Source organism: Streptomyces sp. cg40, from assembly GCF_050320165.1.
GTDB classification, from domain to species: domain Bacteria; phylum Actinomycetota; class Actinomycetes; order Streptomycetales; family Streptomycetaceae; genus Streptomyces; species Streptomyces hokutonensis.
In genome coordinates, this window is the sequence record NZ_CP190128.1 from 4,324,013 (window position 1) to 4,338,785 (window position 14,773).

At 70.6% G+C, this 14,773-nt stretch carries 13 protein-coding genes and 1 riboswitch; of the genes, 10 read left to right on the plus strand and 3 right to left on the minus strand.

The genetic code is table 11. The features are described from left to right. Positions 1-6: 6 nt before the first annotated feature. Positions 7-96: riboswitch (ZMP/ZTP riboswitch) on the minus strand. Positions 97-187: 91 nt separating this feature from the next. Together rocD and ACQHII_RS19035 are read left to right on the plus strand one after the other, a co-directional pair. Next, positions 188-1,393: an ornithine--oxo-acid transaminase gene (rocD, locus tag ACQHII_RS19030; RefSeq protein ID WP_427920421.1), complete on the plus strand. Its 1,206-nt coding sequence runs from the start codon at positions 188-190 to the stop codon at positions 1,391-1,393. A gap of 74 nt (positions 1,394-1,467) precedes the next feature. Further along, positions 1,468-2,316, plus strand: a complete 849-nt coding sequence (locus tag ACQHII_RS19035) for a hypothetical protein (RefSeq protein ID WP_427925353.1) — start codon at positions 1,468-1,470, stop codon at positions 2,314-2,316. A gap of 627 nt (positions 2,317-2,943) precedes the next feature. Here ACQHII_RS19035 and ACQHII_RS19040 read toward each other — a convergent pair. Next, the gene (locus ACQHII_RS19040) at positions 2,944-3,723 is read right to left on the minus strand and encodes a DUF3050 domain-containing protein (protein ID WP_427920422.1); all 780 of its coding nucleotides are present in this window, start codon (positions 3,721-3,723) and stop codon (positions 2,944-2,946) included. Positions 3,724-3,930: 207 nt separating this feature from the next. Here ACQHII_RS19040 and ACQHII_RS19045 point away from each other — a divergent pair, with 207 nt between their 5' ends. From ACQHII_RS19045 to ACQHII_RS19070, 6 genes are read left to right on the plus strand one after another with little or no spacing between them, the layout of a single operon-like run. Further along, positions 3,931-4,509: a hypothetical protein gene (locus ACQHII_RS19045; RefSeq protein WP_427920423.1), complete on the plus strand. Its 579-nt coding sequence runs from the start codon at positions 3,931-3,933 to the stop codon at positions 4,507-4,509. A 29-nt stretch (positions 4,510-4,538) separates the two neighbouring features. Then, complete coding sequence (pabB, locus tag ACQHII_RS19050) at positions 4,539-6,728, plus strand: aminodeoxychorismate synthase component I (RefSeq protein ID WP_427920424.1); 2,190 nt, start codon at positions 4,539-4,541, stop codon at positions 6,726-6,728. Then, positions 6,725-8,248: a benzoate-CoA ligase family protein gene (locus tag ACQHII_RS19055; RefSeq protein WP_427920425.1), complete on the plus strand. Its 1,524-nt coding sequence runs from the start codon at positions 6,725-6,727 to the stop codon at positions 8,246-8,248. The genes pabB and ACQHII_RS19055 overlap by 4 nt, the downstream gene beginning before the upstream one ends. A gap of 23 nt (positions 8,249-8,271) precedes the next feature. Continuing rightward, positions 8,272-9,834 carry a class I adenylate-forming enzyme family protein gene (locus ACQHII_RS19060; RefSeq protein ID WP_427920426.1) on the plus strand — a complete coding sequence of 521 codons (1,563 nt, stop codon included), beginning with the start codon at positions 8,272-8,274 and terminating at the stop codon, positions 9,832-9,834. After that, positions 9,831-11,000 (plus strand): FAD-dependent monooxygenase, encoded by a 1,170-nt coding sequence (locus ACQHII_RS19065; RefSeq protein ID WP_427920427.1) that lies wholly within the window; start codon positions 9,831-9,833, stop codon positions 10,998-11,000. The genes ACQHII_RS19060 and ACQHII_RS19065 overlap by 4 nt, the downstream gene beginning before the upstream one ends. Before the next feature lie 17 nt (positions 11,001-11,017). Then, complete coding sequence (locus ACQHII_RS19070) at positions 11,018-11,812, plus strand: aminotransferase class IV (RefSeq protein ID WP_427920428.1); 795 nt, start codon at positions 11,018-11,020, stop codon at positions 11,810-11,812. A 118-nt stretch (positions 11,813-11,930) separates the two neighbouring features. Here the strand turns inward: ACQHII_RS19070 and ACQHII_RS19075 are convergent, their stop codons facing one another. Then, on the minus strand, positions 11,931-12,413 hold the full coding sequence (locus ACQHII_RS19075; RefSeq protein WP_427920429.1) for a carboxymuconolactone decarboxylase family protein: 483 nt from the start codon (positions 12,411-12,413) through the stop codon (positions 11,931-11,933). Between the two features lie 150 nt (positions 12,414-12,563). Here ACQHII_RS19075 and ACQHII_RS19080 point away from each other — a divergent pair, with 150 nt between their 5' ends. Continuing rightward, the gene (locus ACQHII_RS19080) at positions 12,564-13,061 is read left to right on the plus strand and encodes a carboxymuconolactone decarboxylase family protein (RefSeq protein ID WP_427920430.1); all 498 of its coding nucleotides are present in this window, start codon (positions 12,564-12,566) and stop codon (positions 13,059-13,061) included. Further along, positions 13,058-13,807, plus strand: coding sequence for an isocitrate lyase/PEP mutase family protein (locus tag ACQHII_RS19085; protein ID WP_427920431.1), 750 nt, complete (start codon positions 13,058-13,060; stop codon positions 13,805-13,807). The genes ACQHII_RS19080 and ACQHII_RS19085 overlap by 4 nt, the downstream gene beginning before the upstream one ends. Positions 13,808-13,825: 18 nt before the next feature. Here the strand turns inward: ACQHII_RS19085 and ACQHII_RS19090 are convergent, their stop codons facing one another. Continuing rightward, positions 13,826-14,773 (minus strand): ABC transporter substrate-binding protein, encoded by a 948-nt coding sequence (locus ACQHII_RS19090; RefSeq protein WP_427920432.1) that lies wholly within the window; start codon positions 14,771-14,773, stop codon positions 13,826-13,828.

Consider the following 14,773-nt stretch of genomic DNA (forward strand, 5'->3'; position numbering starts at 1 on the left):
CGTTCACGGTACGGCCCAGGCGCACGGCACACATTGCAGCTCGGGCCGCTCCCCGATGGTCGGTCCCATCCCAGCGCGCCAGTCACGGCCCGCCGGTCAGCCTACCGGGCGGGCCGGACGGTGCGGCTCCCGCGTCCACCATGCGGGCGAGGATAGGAAAGGGGAACCCTCACCCCCGGGAGACGCCGTGACCAGTACGGAAGCCCTCATCGCCGCCGCCGAGGCACACACCCCGCACACCTATCACCCGCTGCCCGTGGTGGTCGCCGGCGCAGAGGGCGCGTGGATGACGGACGTGGAGGGGCGGCGCTTTCTGGATCTGCTCGCCGGGTACTCGGCGCTGAACTTCGGGCACGGCAACCCGCGGCTGATCGCGGCGGCGAAGGCGCAGTTGGACCGGGTGACGCTGACGTCGCGGGCGTTCCACCACGACCGGTTCGGCGCGTTCTGCGAGCAGTTGGCCAAGCTGTGCGGCATGGAGCTGGTGCTGCCGATGAACACGGGCGCGGAGGCGGTGGAGACCGCGCTGAAGACGGCCCGGAAGTGGGGATACCGGGTCAAGGGAGTGCCCGACGGGAGGGCGAAGATCGTGGTGGCGGGCAACAACTTCCACGGCCGTACGACGACGATCGTCGGCTTCTCGACCGACCTGGAGGCGCGGGCGGACTTCGGGCCGTACACCCCGGGCTTCGAGATCGTGCCGTACGGGGATCTCACCGCGATGCGGGCGGCGGTCAGCGAGAACACGGTGGCCGTTCTGCTGGAGCCGATCCAGGGCGAGGCGGGGGTGCTGGTGCCGCCGGCCGGATATCTGCCGGGGGTACGGGAGTTGACGCGGGAGCGGAACGTGCTGTTCGTCGCCGACGAGATCCAGTCGGGGCTCGGGCGGACGGGACGGACGTTCGCCTGCGAGCACGAAGGGATCGTGCCCGACATGTATGTGCTGGGGAAGGCGCTGGGCGGCGGGGTGGTGCCGGTGTCGGCGGTGGTGTCGAGCGCGGAGGTGCTGGGGGTGTTCCGGCCCGGGGAGCACGGGTCGACGTTCGGTGGGAATCCGCTGGCGTGCGCGGTGGCGCTGGAGGTGATCGCGATGCTGCGGACGGGCGAGTACCAGGCGCGGGCGGCGCAGCTCGGGGAGCATCTGCACGGGGAACTGCGGAAGTTGAAGGACACCGGGCGGGTGACGGCGGTGCGCGGGCGGGGGCTGTGGGCCGGGGTCGACATCGCTCCGGCGGTCGGGACGGGCCGGGAGGTCTCGGAGCGGCTGATGGAGCGGGGCGTCCTGGTGAAGGACACCCACGGGTCGACGATCCGGATCGCGCCGCCGCTGACGATCGGCGAGGAGGACCTGGACTGGGGACTGGCCCGGCTGCGGGCGGTGTTGGGGGCCTAGAGATCGGTGAGAGGGCCGGCACGGGAGGCCGGTGGCGATCTCCCCTCCCCTAGAGTCCCTTTGTGCTCTTTGGAATGGTGTGCGCGCTCGGCGCGGCGATCTGCTTCGGTACGGCGACTGTCCTGCAGGCGGTCGCCGCGCGGGCGGCGACGACGGGTGGGGGCGGGGACGCGGCGCTGTTGCTGCGGGCGCTGCGGCAGTGGCGGTACATGGCGGGGCTCGGGCTGGACGGGCTGGGGTTCGTGTTCCAGATCGCGGCGCTGCGGTCCCTGCCCATCTACGCGGTCGGGGCGGCTCTGGCGTCGAGCCTCGCGGTGACGGCGGTGGTGGCCGCGCGGCTGCTGAAGGTGCGGCTCAGCGGGGTGGAGTGGGCGGCCGTCGGGGTGGTGTGCGCGGGGCTCGCGATGCTGGGGCTGGCGTCCGGGGCGGAGGGCGACCGGGCCGGGTCCACGGCGTTGAAGTGGGCGATGTTGGGCACGGCCGGTGCGGTGCTGCTGCTCGGGCTGGTCGGTGGGCGGCTGCCGGAGCGGGGGCGGGCGTTGACGCTCGGGCTCGGCGCCGGGTTCGGGTTCGGGGTCGTCGAGGTGGCGGTCCGGCTGATCGACTCGCTCTCACCGTCGACACTGGTCGGCAATCCGGCGACGTACGCCCTGCTGGTAGGTGGTGGCGCCGCGTTCCTGTTGCTGACGACGGCTCTGCAGCGGGGGTCGGTGACGACGGCCACGGCGGGCTTGGTGATCGGGGAGACGATCGGGCCGGCGGCGGTGGGGGTGGTGTGGCTCGGGGACCGGACGCGGGACGGGTTGGAGTGGTTGGCGGTGTTGGGGTTTCTGGTGGCGGTGGCCGGAGCGTTGGCGCTGGCGCGGTTCGGTGAACCTGCCCCCGGCGGTGAAGCGGGTGATGGTGCGGGTGAGTTGGGGTGAACGTCCCTGGGGGCCGCGCCCCCAGCCCCCGCTTCGGCCCTCAAGGGACCTTGTCCTCGAACACCGGACAGGCTGACTCTTGGTTGCCCGTATTGGACGGGTGCCGGACGGACTTATTCTTGTCGGCCTGCGACCTCAGACGCCGGCACGAAAGAACATCGTTCCTGGGCACCAGCCCAGTAGAACCTCACCCCGGCCGCCGGACCGCTGGATGGCGTCGGCCCGCGCGTGAAAGGCGGAACACCCGTCGGATGTGAGCGACCCGGATGTGAGCGACCTGCGCCCCGGTCGCCGACTCGACGCAAGGGTCGGCAGCCGCACCCCGACGCCCGTTCGCCCCTTGGCCAAGACGCCCCATCTCGCCCTGTCGCCCCCGTCTCGCCCCTGACCAGAGCTCGATCCGCGCACACGGCGTCCAGCTCGGCCGATCGCACAGGCAGACCCTTGCCCAGGGACGATGCCCGTCCAGCACACCATCGGCGCCAGTGCTCTGCCACGCCTTCGGCCCTCCTTGCCCCTTGGTCGCCGTCAGCCGACCACCGGCCGTCTCGGCGCTCCCTTGCCTCACGCCTGTTCCCGCCCCACCCCGCCACGCCCCACTCCACCCCGCCATGCCCCGCCCCACCCTCAGTCCATCGCGTCCACGATCCCGTCCCACAGACGCACCCTCGCCTCCAGCGCCGCTGTCGCCGTCTCCACCGCCTCCTCCCAGCGGGCGTCGTCCGTGCCGCAGAGGTCGGCGACCATCTGCATGGCCATGGGGGTGTGTTCCTCGCCGTCGACCTCGATGTGGCGGGCGAGGTAGTCGCAGAACAGCGGGAAGCGTTCCGTGCCCTCCTTCTTGATCACCTGGTCGAACATGTCCGGAATCAGGTCCTCGCGGGAGAAGGCGAAGGCCGCGGCGCGGCAGTGCAGTGGGCGGTCCTCGATGATGCCGAAGGTGGTGCGGACGAACTCGGAGGCGGGGCCAGGGACTTGGGCGCCGCGCAGTGCCGCCGGCACGCCATGGCCCTCGATCAGCAGGGCGAGAAACGCGTCGATCCGGGTCGTATCGGCAGCCGCCTCGGTCATGCCGGCGCGATACAGCTCGAAGTGACTCGTGAAACCACCGTTGAGTTCGTCGCTCTCCTCGACCAGCACGATGTCGTTGATGAGCCGTCGGCCGACCTCCGACCCGCGCGGCACCCAAGGGACGTCGACACAGGTGAGTTCACGTTGCAGGGACTTCAGCAAGGACATGAAGTCCCATACCGCGAAGACATGGTGTGCCATGAACGTCGCCATGTTCTCGCGACTGTCGATGCGCTGGTAAATCGGGTGCGCGGTCACTTCTTTCCGCGCCTGTTCGATCACCGAATGAGCCTTGTCGATTCCCTCGTGCCGCATATCCCAGTCGTACCTGGACATGATTCTCCTTCGATCGGGAGAGCGATCGTGCAGCAATTCAAGTCGAGCCCGCAAGCGCTTCCCGAGATTTAGGAAAAGTTACCCGGAGTACGTCTCGACAGAATGCGCAAAGGCGACCGAAAGGATGATAAAGGGTAACGATACGGGCAATCGAAAAACTTCGTTGAAGATTTGAACGTGCTGTGAAGAAGCTGCGTATCTGTCGTCGTGAGCAACAATCCCGTCACCGTCACCGTGGCCTATCACGTGGCGTCGGGCCGTGAACCCGACTTCCATTCGTGGGGGTGGTCGATGCTGAACGCGAGCGCTCAGCAGCCGGGCTTCATGGGAGGTGGCGTCCTTGTCGACCGAGAGGCGGAGTGGCATGTCGTCTATCGCTTCGCCAGCGAAGGGACAGCCCTGGCCTGGGAGGATTCCTCCGCCAGGGCCCAATGGGACGTCCGGGCCGCGGACTTCGCCCGGCAGACGGGACGCCGGAGCGTCCAGGGCTCCAAGGTGTGGTTCGACTCACAGACCGCCGCACCGAAGACACTCACTCCGCCGGCGAAATGGAAGCTGTGGTTCGTGAACATGAGCGCGGTCTTTCCGCCGGTGCTCCTGTTCAATCTGATCATTCTTCCTTATCTTGGCGGCCTCAATCCGCTCGTCCGTACATTTCTGTTGTGCCTCTGTGTGACGGCTCTCGTCACCTGGATTCTCATGCCAAGGCTCCAGCGTTTCCTCAAGAAATGGCTGTACCCACCGCTCCAGGCATTTCGTGGACGGCATAAAAGACGGACTGCATAGGTCCGCCGCGAACCAAGGGAGGTGGGCGGGTGAAGACCCTGCTCATCGACAATTACGACTCGTACACGTACAACCTGTTCCAGCTGATCGCTGAGGTCAACGGCGAGGAACCGGTCGTGATCCGCAATGACGCGCCGGACGGAATTCCGGATCTGGCGGATTTCGACAATGTCGTGGTGTCGCCCGGGCCCGGGCACCCGGGCGAGCCACGTGACTTCGGCATCGCCACCGCCGTGCTCACCGACTCCCCGCTCCCCGTGCTCGGCGTCTGCCTGGGCCACCAGGGCATCGCCCTCGGCGAGGGCGCCCGGGTGACGGCCGCGCCACAACCCCGGCACGGGCATCTGTCCACGGTCCGGCACGACGGACGCGATCTGTTCCGCGGGCTGCCGCAGGACTTCACCGCCGTCCGCTACCACTCGCTGGCCGTGCCCGAGCCGCTGCCGGACACCCTGGAGGCCACCGCCTGGGCCGAGGACGGCGTCCTGATGGGGCTGCGGCACCGCGAACGGCCGCTGTGGGGAGTGCAGTTCCACCCGGAGTCCGTGCTGACCGAGTACGGCCACCGCATGCTCGTCAACTTCCGCAATCTCACCGCGGAACGGGCCGGCAGACCCCGCACGAAGAACACCGCCGTCACACCGGCCGTCGCCGCGATACCGCGTCCCCGGCAAGCGCCCCGCCCCACCTACCGGCTGCACACCCGGCGCATGGCCGGCGCGGTCGACACGGAGGCCGCCTTCGCCTGGATGTACGGAGCGTCGCGCCGGGCCTTCTGGCTGGACAGCGCCCTGGTCGAGGAGGGCCTCGCACGGTTCTCGTTCTTCGGCGACGACAGCGGTCCGCTCGCGGAGTTCGTGCGCTACGACGTCGGGACGGGCACCTGTGAGATCGAGCGGTCGGGGCGGCCCACCCGCAAGGTCACCGCGAGCGTCTTCGACTATCTGAAACGGCAGTTGGCGACCCGTCATGTCGACGCGGGAGACCTGCCCTTCGACTTCACCGGTGGATACGTCGGCTACTTCGGGTACGAGACCAAAGCCGACTGCGGCTCACCGAACCGGCACTCGTCCGAAATACCGGACGCCTGCTGGCTGTTCGCGGACCGGCTGATCGCGGTGGACCATCTCAAGGGGTTCACCTACGCGGTCTGTCTCGCCGAGGACACCCCGTCGGCCACGTGGGAGGCCGCCGACTGGCTGGAGAGCGCGCTGACCCAGCTCAGCTTCGTCACCACCGGGACCGGAGCCCCGCCACTGCCCACCCGGGCCGAGTCCGACCTCGTCGCCGCCGAGCCGTGGCTGGTGCGGGACCGGGCGACGTATCTCGCGGACATCGAGTCCTGTCAGCGGGAGTTGCGGGCGGGCACCAGCTACGAGATCTGCCTCACGAACGCGGCCCGTTTACCCGCGCCGCCGGACCCCTTCGCCTTCTACCGTGAGCTGCGCCGGGTCAACCCGGCCCCGTACGCGGCCTTCCTGCGGCTGGGCGACGTGGACGTGGCCGGTTCGTCCCCCGAGCGGTTCCTGCGGATCACCCGCGACGGCGTCGCCGAGGCACGCCCCATCAAGGGCACCGCGCCCCGCGGCCGGGGACCGGAGGAGGACACGAGGCTGCGGGACGCGCTCGCCATGGACGCCAAGACGCGCGCCGAGAACCTGATGATCGTCGATCTGCTCCGCAACGACCTGGGCCAGGTCTGCCGGACCGGGTCGGTGCGCGTGACCCGGCTGATGGCCACCGAGACGTACGCGACCGTGCATCAGCTGGTCTCCACCGTCGAGGGCCGGCTGCGGGAGGACACCGACGCGGTGGAGTGCGTGCGGGCCTGCTTTCCCGGCGGTTCGATGACCGGGGCGCCGAAGCTGCGCACCCTGGAGATCATCGACCGGCTGGAGACCGGGGCCCGCGGCGTGTACTCCGGCGCCCTCGGCTATCTCGGGTGCAGCGGAGGAGCTGATCTCAACATCGTCATCCGTACGGCCGTTCTCGCCGACGGGCTGATGCACCTGGGCGCCGGGGGCGCGATCGTCCTCGACTCCGATCCGGCCGACGAGTACGACGAGATGCTGCTGAAGACCGCGGCCCAGATGCGGGCCCTGCACCAGTACACCGGAAACCGGATCCGCGGGCAGGGCGACCATACGGCGGCCCGGGCCGCCCTGCGCGCCGAGCGTGTCCGCGGCGGGCACACCGCCACCGAGGAGCCCGTGCGATGACGACTCCGCAGACCTTGCTCCCGCCGGCCGACGCCGAGGCCCCCGGCAACCTCGCCGCCCAGCTCGCCGGGCTGACCGAGCGGCGCGGCTGGGACGGGCGCGCCGCCTTCCACCAAGGGCACCGGACCTGGACCCACGGCGAGGTGCACGCGCTCGCCGCCCGGGCCGCCACCGTGCTCACCGGTCACGGCGTACGTCCCGGTGACCGGGTGCTGCTGGCACTGCCCGACGGAATCGCCTGGGTGACGGCGTTTCTCGCGACCGCCCGGCTCGGGGCCGTCGCGGTACTGGTCAATCCGGAACTCCCCGCACCCGACCAGGAGTTCATGGCCGCGGATGCCGAGGCCGTGCTCTGTGTGACCGGACCGGGCCTGGAGAACCGTTTCCCCGACCGGCCCCGTCTCGGAGCCGATCAACTGCTCGCGCTCACCGCCACCGCCGGGCCGGCCCCCGCCCACCCGGTCGACGCGCACGCGCCGCTGTACGTCCAGTACACCTCCGGCACCACGGGCACTCCCAAGGGCGCCGTGCACACGCACGGCGACCCGAAGGCCTATCACGAGCTCATCGGACGACGGCTGCTGCGGATCACCGAGGACGACGTCACGCTGTCGGTGTCCAAGCTGTACTTCGCCTACGGCTTCGGCAACGCCTTCGTCTTCCCGCTCTTCTCCGGCTCCTCCGCCGTCCTGGTGGACCGGCGCCCGAACCCGGCGGCCGTCGACGAGCTGGTGGCCCGGCACCGGGTGACCCTGCTCTACTCCGTGCCGTCCGCGTACGCCGCGCTGGTGGCCGACCGGGGCAGCGGGCACGAGACCTGTTTCGCCTCGGTGCGTGCCGCGGTGTCGGCGGGCGAGGGCCTTCCGGAGCAACTCGGCGCGCGCACAGCCGAGTTGCTCGGCGCGCCGGTGCTGGAGCAGATCGGCTCCACCGAGGCAGGTCACGCCTTCTGCGCCAACAGTTTCGGGCACAACCACCCGGGCACCGTCGGCCGCCCCGTGCCCGGCTTCGAGGTGGAGCTGCGCGACGGCGCGGGCCGCCCGGTGCCCGACGGCGCCGAGGGCGAGCTGTGGGTGCGCGGCCCGACGGTGACCCCGGGCTATCTGCACCGGCCCGAGGAGACCGAACGCACCCTGGTCGGCGGCTGGTTGGCCACCCACGACCGGGCGGTCCGCGAGCCGGACGGCGCCTTCCGGCATCTGGGCCGCGCCGACGACATGGAGATGGTCGGCGGCATCACCGTCTCCCCGCTGGAGGTGGAGGCCGTACTGCGCGCCCACCCGGCGGTGAAGGAGGTCGCGGTCGCGGCCGTCACCGACGGGACCGGGGCCGGCCGCCTGCGCGCCTTCGTCGTCCCGGTCACCCGGGCCCCCGAACACCTCCAGGACGACCTGCTCCGGCTGGCCCGCGAGCGGCTCGCCGCCTTCAAGGTGCCGCGCAGCGTGAGTCTCGTCCCATCCCTCCCCCGCACCTCCACCGGCAAGCTCCGCCGCCACCTGGTCCGCCAGGGCGCCTGGTGACCACGACAGAAAGGAACGGCCAGATGCGCGAGCAGCACTCCCCGCTCACCGACCGCGGCTTCTACCTGGGCCCGCTCTTCCGGCGCGCGGCCGAGCGCCACGGAGCCGTCCACGTCACCCTGGACCGCCCCCTGGACACCCATCTCGCACGGGGCGTCGACCTCACCTACACCGATCTCGCGGACATCGTCGAAGACCTGTCGGGCCGGCTGTGGGAAGCGGGCGTACGGCCCTCCGAGCGGGTGGTCGTCCACAAGACCGACAACGTCGACATCGTGCTGCTGACCTGCGCGGTCTCCCGGATCGGCGCGGTGCCGGTGCTGCTCTCCCCCGCACTGGCCGGACCGGTCGTGGCCCAGTTGGTCGCAACGCTGCGCCGTCCGTGGCTGATCACCGACCGGGCCAAGCTGGAGGGACCGCTCCGGGAGACGGAACTCCCGGTGCGCGGTGTCCTGTCCGTGGACGAGGCACCGGGGGCCGAGCCGCTCACGAAGTACGCGGGTGCCGAGCGGCCCGAGGCCGTACGCCTGCACCCCCGCGAGCCCGCCCTGATCACGCACAGCTCGGGCACCACCGGCCTGCCCAAGCTCGCCGTGCACTGCGCGAACACCATGTGGAACCGGCTGATCCCGCAGCAGGCGATGGGCTGGCCCACGCGCGGGGAGACGGCCGCGCTGCACATGTCGTTCGTGCACTCGCGCTTCTACCACCTGCTCGGCGTGCTGCTGCGCTTCGGCAGCCCGCTGGTGCTCATCACCGACCCGGACCCGGCGGCGGTGGCACCGCTGCTGGCCCGGCACCGCCCCGGCATCGTCGAGACCCACCCCAACACCTTCGTCCTGTGGGAGGAGTTGGCCGACGCCCCCGGCGCACCGCTGTCGCGGGTGCGGTCCTACGGCTCGACGTTCGACGCGATCCACCCGCGCACGGTACGGCGGCTGCTGGACGCCTCGACCCGGCGCGCCCCCTGGCTGCTCCAGCTCTACGGGCAGAGCGAGACGGGACCGGTCGCCTTCCAGTGGTTCACCCGGCGCAGCGCGGCGCGGGCCGACGGGCGACGGGTCGGCATCGGGATACCGGGCTTCACCCGCGTCCGGGTCACCGGCGCCGACGGCCGGCCCGCGGCACCCGGGACACCCGGCCGGATCGAGGCCCGCACCCGGGGCCGCATCCTCACCTACCTCGGCATGCAGGACCGCTACGACCGCCAACTCCACGACGGCTGGTGGGAGATGGGCGACATGGGCTACCGCAGCCGACTGGGCGCGCTGTACCTGATCGACCGTGAGATCGACCGGATCGACTCCGTGCACAGCAATCTCGAGGTCGAGGACGTCCTGATGGACCGGCTGGAGGAACTGCGCGAGGTGGTCATCGTGCCCGGCGCGGACCGGGAGCCCGTGCCGGTGGTATGCGTGCGCGGCGAGCAGCCCCTGGACCCCGAGCGCTGGCGGAAGGCCACGGCGGACCTGCCGGCGATGGCCGAACCCCGGCAGTGGCGGTTCGAGGAGCTGCCGATGACCGCGACCTGGAAGGTGAAGCGGGTCGAGATCACCCGGATGCTGACGGCGGGCGTGCGCGCGTGAACCCGGTCGTGGTGGTCGGCGCGGGACCGGTGGGCCTTTCGGCGGCTCTCGCGCTCCGAGCGCGCGAACTGCCGGTCGTGGTCCTGGAGTCGGACGCGAAGGACCGCGAACGCCCGGGCAGCCGGGCCCTGTTCGTGCACCGGGAGACCCTCGCGCTGCTCGACGGCATGCGGCCGGGGCTCGCCGCCGAGATCACCTCCTATGGACGGACCTGGCAGACGCGCCGCACCCTGTACCGGGGCCGCGAGGTGTACTCCCGCACCTTCCCGCCCCCGTCCGGTCCACCGCCCTTCACCAGCCTGCGCCAGGTGGACACCGAGCGCTTCCTGCGGGCCGCCTGCGAGCGGGCCGGGGTGGAGTTCGCCTGGGACGCGCGTGTGACGGACGTCCGCACGACACCGACGGGCGTCTCGCTGAGCTGCGCGGACGGACGGGAGCGGGAGTGCTCCTACGCGGTCGCCGCCGACGGCGCCCGCTCCACCGTCCGGGGCTCGCTGGGCATCGCCATGGAGGGAACCCGGGGCGAGGGCTTCCATGTCGTCGTCGACGTGGCCGACGTCCCCGGCGCCGAACTGCCGCTGGAGCGCGTCTTCCACTACGAGCATCCCGGCGTCGGCGGACGCAGCGTGATGCGGGTGCCGTTCACCGGGGGCTTCCAGATCGACCTCCAGTGCCGGGACGACGACGCGCAGGAGGAGTTCGGAACCGAGGAGGCCGTACGGGAATGGCTCCCGGCGGTCGTGGGCGAGGGGTACGCCGAGCGGGTCCTGTGGGTGTCGACGTACCGCTTCCTGCGCAAGGTGGCCGCCACGTTCACCGACCGCCACCGGCGGGTGCTGCTCGTCGGCGAGGCGGCGCATCTCTTCCCGCCGTTCGGGGCGCGCGGGATGAACAGCGGGATCGCCGACGCGGCGGCAGCGGCGGAGGCGATCGCCACCGGGGCGGTCGAACCCTTCTCCGAGGTACGACGCTCCGCCGCGCTGTTCAACAGCGCGGCGGCCGGAGCCGCCCTGGACCACCTTCGTCCCCGGCGCCGGATCGTCAAGGTGAAGCAGCGCACGGCCGCGGCGCTCGCGCCCGTACTGCCGTGGTGCGGGTCGTGGCTGGAGCACGCGCCGTACGGACCGCGGCACGGGGCACCGGCCGTCGCGGGCCGCAAGTACTGAGAACAGAAAGGGCGGTTATGACTCAATCCGTCATCGTGGAAGGCCTGTCGGCGTGGTCGCCGGGCCAGGGTCTGACTCCTGCCGGGGCGTCCGGGGGGCGGCTGCTCGTCGCGGACTCCTGGCTGGTGCGGAACGGCAGGGTGCGTGACCTGGAACGGCATCAGGAGCGGTTCCTGCACGCCTGCGGCGAGGCCGGCGGGCCGCCGCTGAGCCGGCTGCTCCAGTTCTGGCGGGACATGATCGCAGCGCTGCCACGCACCGGCGACTGGTTCCCCCGTGTCGAACTCACCGCCGGTTCGCTGGAGTTGCGGTTCCTGCTGCGGCCCGCGCCACCGCTCGGGTCCGGTGTGCGGGTCTGGGCGGCGGGACAGCACGATCCCCGGATCGTCCCCCGCCGCAAGGGTCCCGACCTCGACGCCCTCGGTGAGGTCCGCAAGCGGGCGTCGGAGGAGGGCGCCGAGGAGGCGGTGCTCGTCACGCCCTCCGGGGTCGTCCTGGAGGCGGCCACCGCGAGCGTGCTGTGGTGGGAGCACGACACGCTGTGCCTGCCCTCACCACAGCTGCCGGTCCTGCCCGGAGTGACCGCCGCCCTCATCCAGGAACGCGCCCTGCGCACCGGCATCCGCGTCGCCCACCCCGAGCGGAGGGTGGCCGAGCTGGATGGCCGCGAGGTGTGGCTGGTGAACGCGCTGCACGGCATCCGACCGGTCACGGCCTGGATGGGCGGGCTGCTCCGGACGGCACCGGCCGAGCGGGCGCCGGAATGGCAGCGGTGGCTGGAGAACACCGCGGAGGCACTGCCGGAGAAATAGCGAACCGCGGCGAGCGACAAAGAAGGAAAAAGGACGGGCATCGGCCATTACCGCCGATGCCCGTATTCGCCATTCCCTTTACCGCGCCGTTTACCGTGTTCCCTTTACCGCACAGCCCCTATTGGGCAGGCTGATAACCCCCCGGCACCATCCGTGTCGCGATCGCGATCCGGTTGTACGCGTTGATGACGGTCGTCGCCCAGATCAGTGCAGCGACCTGTCCGTCGTCGAAGACCGCCGCCGCCTCGGCGTAGACCGCGTCCGGCACATGTCCGTCGTGGACCAGGGTCACGGCCTCGGCCAACGCCAGTGCGGCGCGCTCGCGTTCGGTGAAGAAGGGGGTCTCCCGCCAGGCGCTCAGGGCGTAGAGGCGCTGCTCGGTCTCACCGGCGGCACGCGCGTCCTTGGTGTGCATGTCGAGGCAGAAGGCGCAGCCGTTGAGCTGCGAGGCGCGAATCCTGATCAGTTCCAGGATTTCCGGTTCGACCTTGGCGTCCTGGGCCGCGGTCACGGCGGCGCCATGCAGGGATCCCATCGCGGCGGACACGTCAGGGGTTATTTTCTTCAGGCCCACACGGGTTATCGCATCACTTTTGCTCATGGCCCCGACTCTATCCGCATTCACTGTATCCAGGAATGGGAAACGGTGCGATTACCCGGTGTCCGGGAGACGCGCCTGCCCGAATTGGCCCACCATCATGCCTTCGAATTGGACCATGCTCGTGGGCCGTCGCTTGCCTAGGGTCGAGGCATGACCACTGACGAAACCACCCGATACGCCTCCGAACACAGCCCCCGCCTGGACTGGGCCGCGCACGCCCCCGAGGTCTACAAGGCGATGGTCCGCCTCGACGCGGCGGCCCGCCGGGGGCTCGACCCCAAGCTGCTGGAGCTGGTGAAGATCCGCGCCTCGCAGCTCAACCACTGCGCGTTCTGCCTCGACATGCACACCAAGGACGCGCTGGCGGCGGGCGAGAGCGTGGAGCGGATCATCCAGCTCGGGGCGTGGGAGGAGTCGCGGCACTTCTACACCGAGAAGGAGCTCGCGGCGATCGAGCTGACCGAGGCGATCACGGTCCTCACGGACGGTTTCGTGCCGGACGAGGTCTACGACCGGGCCGCCGGACAGTTCGAGGAGGCCGAACTGACCCAGCTGATCGCCGCGATCACGGTGATCAACGCGTGGAACCGGTTCGGGGTCAGTGCGCGGATGGTGCCGGGGCACTACAAGGCGGGACAGCACAAGTGACCGTGCGGACACGGGGGTCGGTCGGCAGCGGGGTCGAGCTGTTCCGGAGTCTGCATCTGCGGCGGCTGCCCGGTGATCCGCTCGTGCTGCCCGGGCCCTGGGACGCGGTGAGTGCGCGGGTGTTCGCCGACGCCGGGTTCCCGGCGCTGGCCACGCCCAGTGCCGGGGTCGCCGCCTCGCTGGGGTACGAGGACGGGGCGACTCCGGCGGACGAGATGTTCGCGGCGGTCGCGCGGATCGTGCGGGCCGTGGACGTGCCGGTGTCGGCGGACGTCGAGGGCGGATACGGGCTCGCGCCCAAGGAGTTGGTGGAGCGGCTGCTGGAGGCCGGGGCGGTGGGCTGCAACCTGGAGGACTCCGAGAGGGGTGTGCTCAAGGACCCACGGCGGCACGCCGACTGGCTGGCCGAGGTACGGGCCGAGGCGGCGGACCGGTTGTTCGTCAACGCACGGGTCGACACCTTCGAGTACGGCGACGGAGACCCCGAACGGGCCATCGAGCGGGCCGCGTTGTATGTCGCGGCGGGTGCGGACTGCGTCTATCCGATCGCGGCGCCCACCGCTGTGCTGCCGCTGCTGCGGTCGGGTGTCCAGGGGCCGGTCAACGTGTTCGCGCGGGCGGACGGCGAGGGCCCCACGCCCACCGAACTCGGTGAACTCGGGGCCACGCGCGTCACGTTCGGGCCGGGGCTTCAGCGGTGGACGGCACGCGCGTTGCAGGGGATGGCCGCCGAGCTGAAGCGCTGAGCCGTCAGCCGTCAGCCGTCAGGACAGCCACGCCTTCCAGGTGCCGGGGTGGCTGTCCACCCACTTCTTCGCCGCGTCGGCCGGAGACAGCTTCTGGTCGGCGATCATCAGGGAGACCTCGTTCTGGTCCTCGGTCGTCCACTTGAACCTCTTCAGGAAGGCCGCCGCCCTGCCGCCGCTCCGCGCGAAGTCCGTGTTGAGGTACTTCTGGAGTGGGGTGTGGGGGTAGGCGCAGGCGACCTTGGCCGCGTCGGCGTCGCAGCCCTCCTTGTAGGCGGGGAGTTTCACCTCTGTCATCGGAATCTTCTTGAAGAGCCACTGGGGTGCGTACCAGTAGGTGAGGAAGGGCTTCCTCTCCTTGGCGAACTGCTTCATCTGGGTGATCTGCGCGGCCTCCGAACCGGCGAACACCACCTGGTAGTCGAGCTTCAGGTTGGTCACCAGGGCCTTGTCGTTGGTGACGTAGGAGGGCGAACCGTCCATCAGCTGGCCCTTGTCGCCGCTCTCGGCGGTGCGGAACAGCGCGGAGTACTTGTCGAGGTTCTTCCAGTCGGTGATGTCGGGGTGCTGCTTGACCAGGTAGGTCGGGACGTACCAGCCGATGTGCCCGGTGACCCCGAGGCCGCCGGCGCGGGTGATCGTCTTCTTGTCGTCGACGTAGCGCTTCTCCTGGTCGGGGTGGCCCCAGTCCTCCAGGATCGCGTCGACCCGGCCCTGGCTGAGCGCGTCCCACGCGGGGACCTCGTCGACCTGGACGGTGTCGACGCGGTAGCCGAGCTTGTGCTCCAACAGGTACTGCGCGACGGCCACGTTGGCCTGCGCGCCCACCCAGGACTGGACCGAGAGGGTCACCGTCCTGGCACCCTGCGCGTTGGCGAAGGGCGAGGCCTGCTTGGTCATGTCGGCGGCGCCGCAACCGGTGAGCAGCACCAGCGACGCCATGGCAGCGGTCGTACGGACTCGCAT

What these genes read in the sequence shown, in the direction of transcription:
- ACQHII_RS19035 (WP_427925353.1), top strand. Translation starts at nt 1,468, where the DNA reads ATGGTGTGCGCGCTCGGCGCGGCGATCTGCTTCGGTACGGCGACTGTC.
- ACQHII_RS19040 (WP_427920422.1), bottom strand. Translation starts at nt 3,723, where the DNA reads ATGTCCAGGTACGACTGGGATATGCGGCACGAGGGAATCGACAAGGCT.
- ACQHII_RS19055 (WP_427920425.1), top strand. Translation starts at nt 6,725, where the DNA reads ATGACGACTCCGCAGACCTTGCTCCCGCCGGCCGACGCCGAGGCCCCC.
- ACQHII_RS19060 (WP_427920426.1), top strand. Translation starts at nt 8,272, where the DNA reads ATGCGCGAGCAGCACTCCCCGCTCACCGACCGCGGCTTCTACCTGGGC.
- ACQHII_RS19070 (WP_427920428.1), top strand. Translation starts at nt 11,018, where the DNA reads ATGACTCAATCCGTCATCGTGGAAGGCCTGTCGGCGTGGTCGCCGGGC.
- ACQHII_RS19075 (WP_427920429.1), bottom strand. Translation starts at nt 12,413, where the DNA reads ATGAGCAAAAGTGATGCGATAACCCGTGTGGGCCTGAAGAAAATAACC.
- ACQHII_RS19080 (WP_427920430.1), top strand. Translation starts at nt 12,564, where the DNA reads ATGACCACTGACGAAACCACCCGATACGCCTCCGAACACAGCCCCCGC.
- ACQHII_RS19090 (WP_427920432.1), bottom strand. Translation starts at nt 14,773, where the DNA reads ATGCGAGTCCGTACGACCGCTGCCATGGCGTCGCTGGTGCTGCTCACC.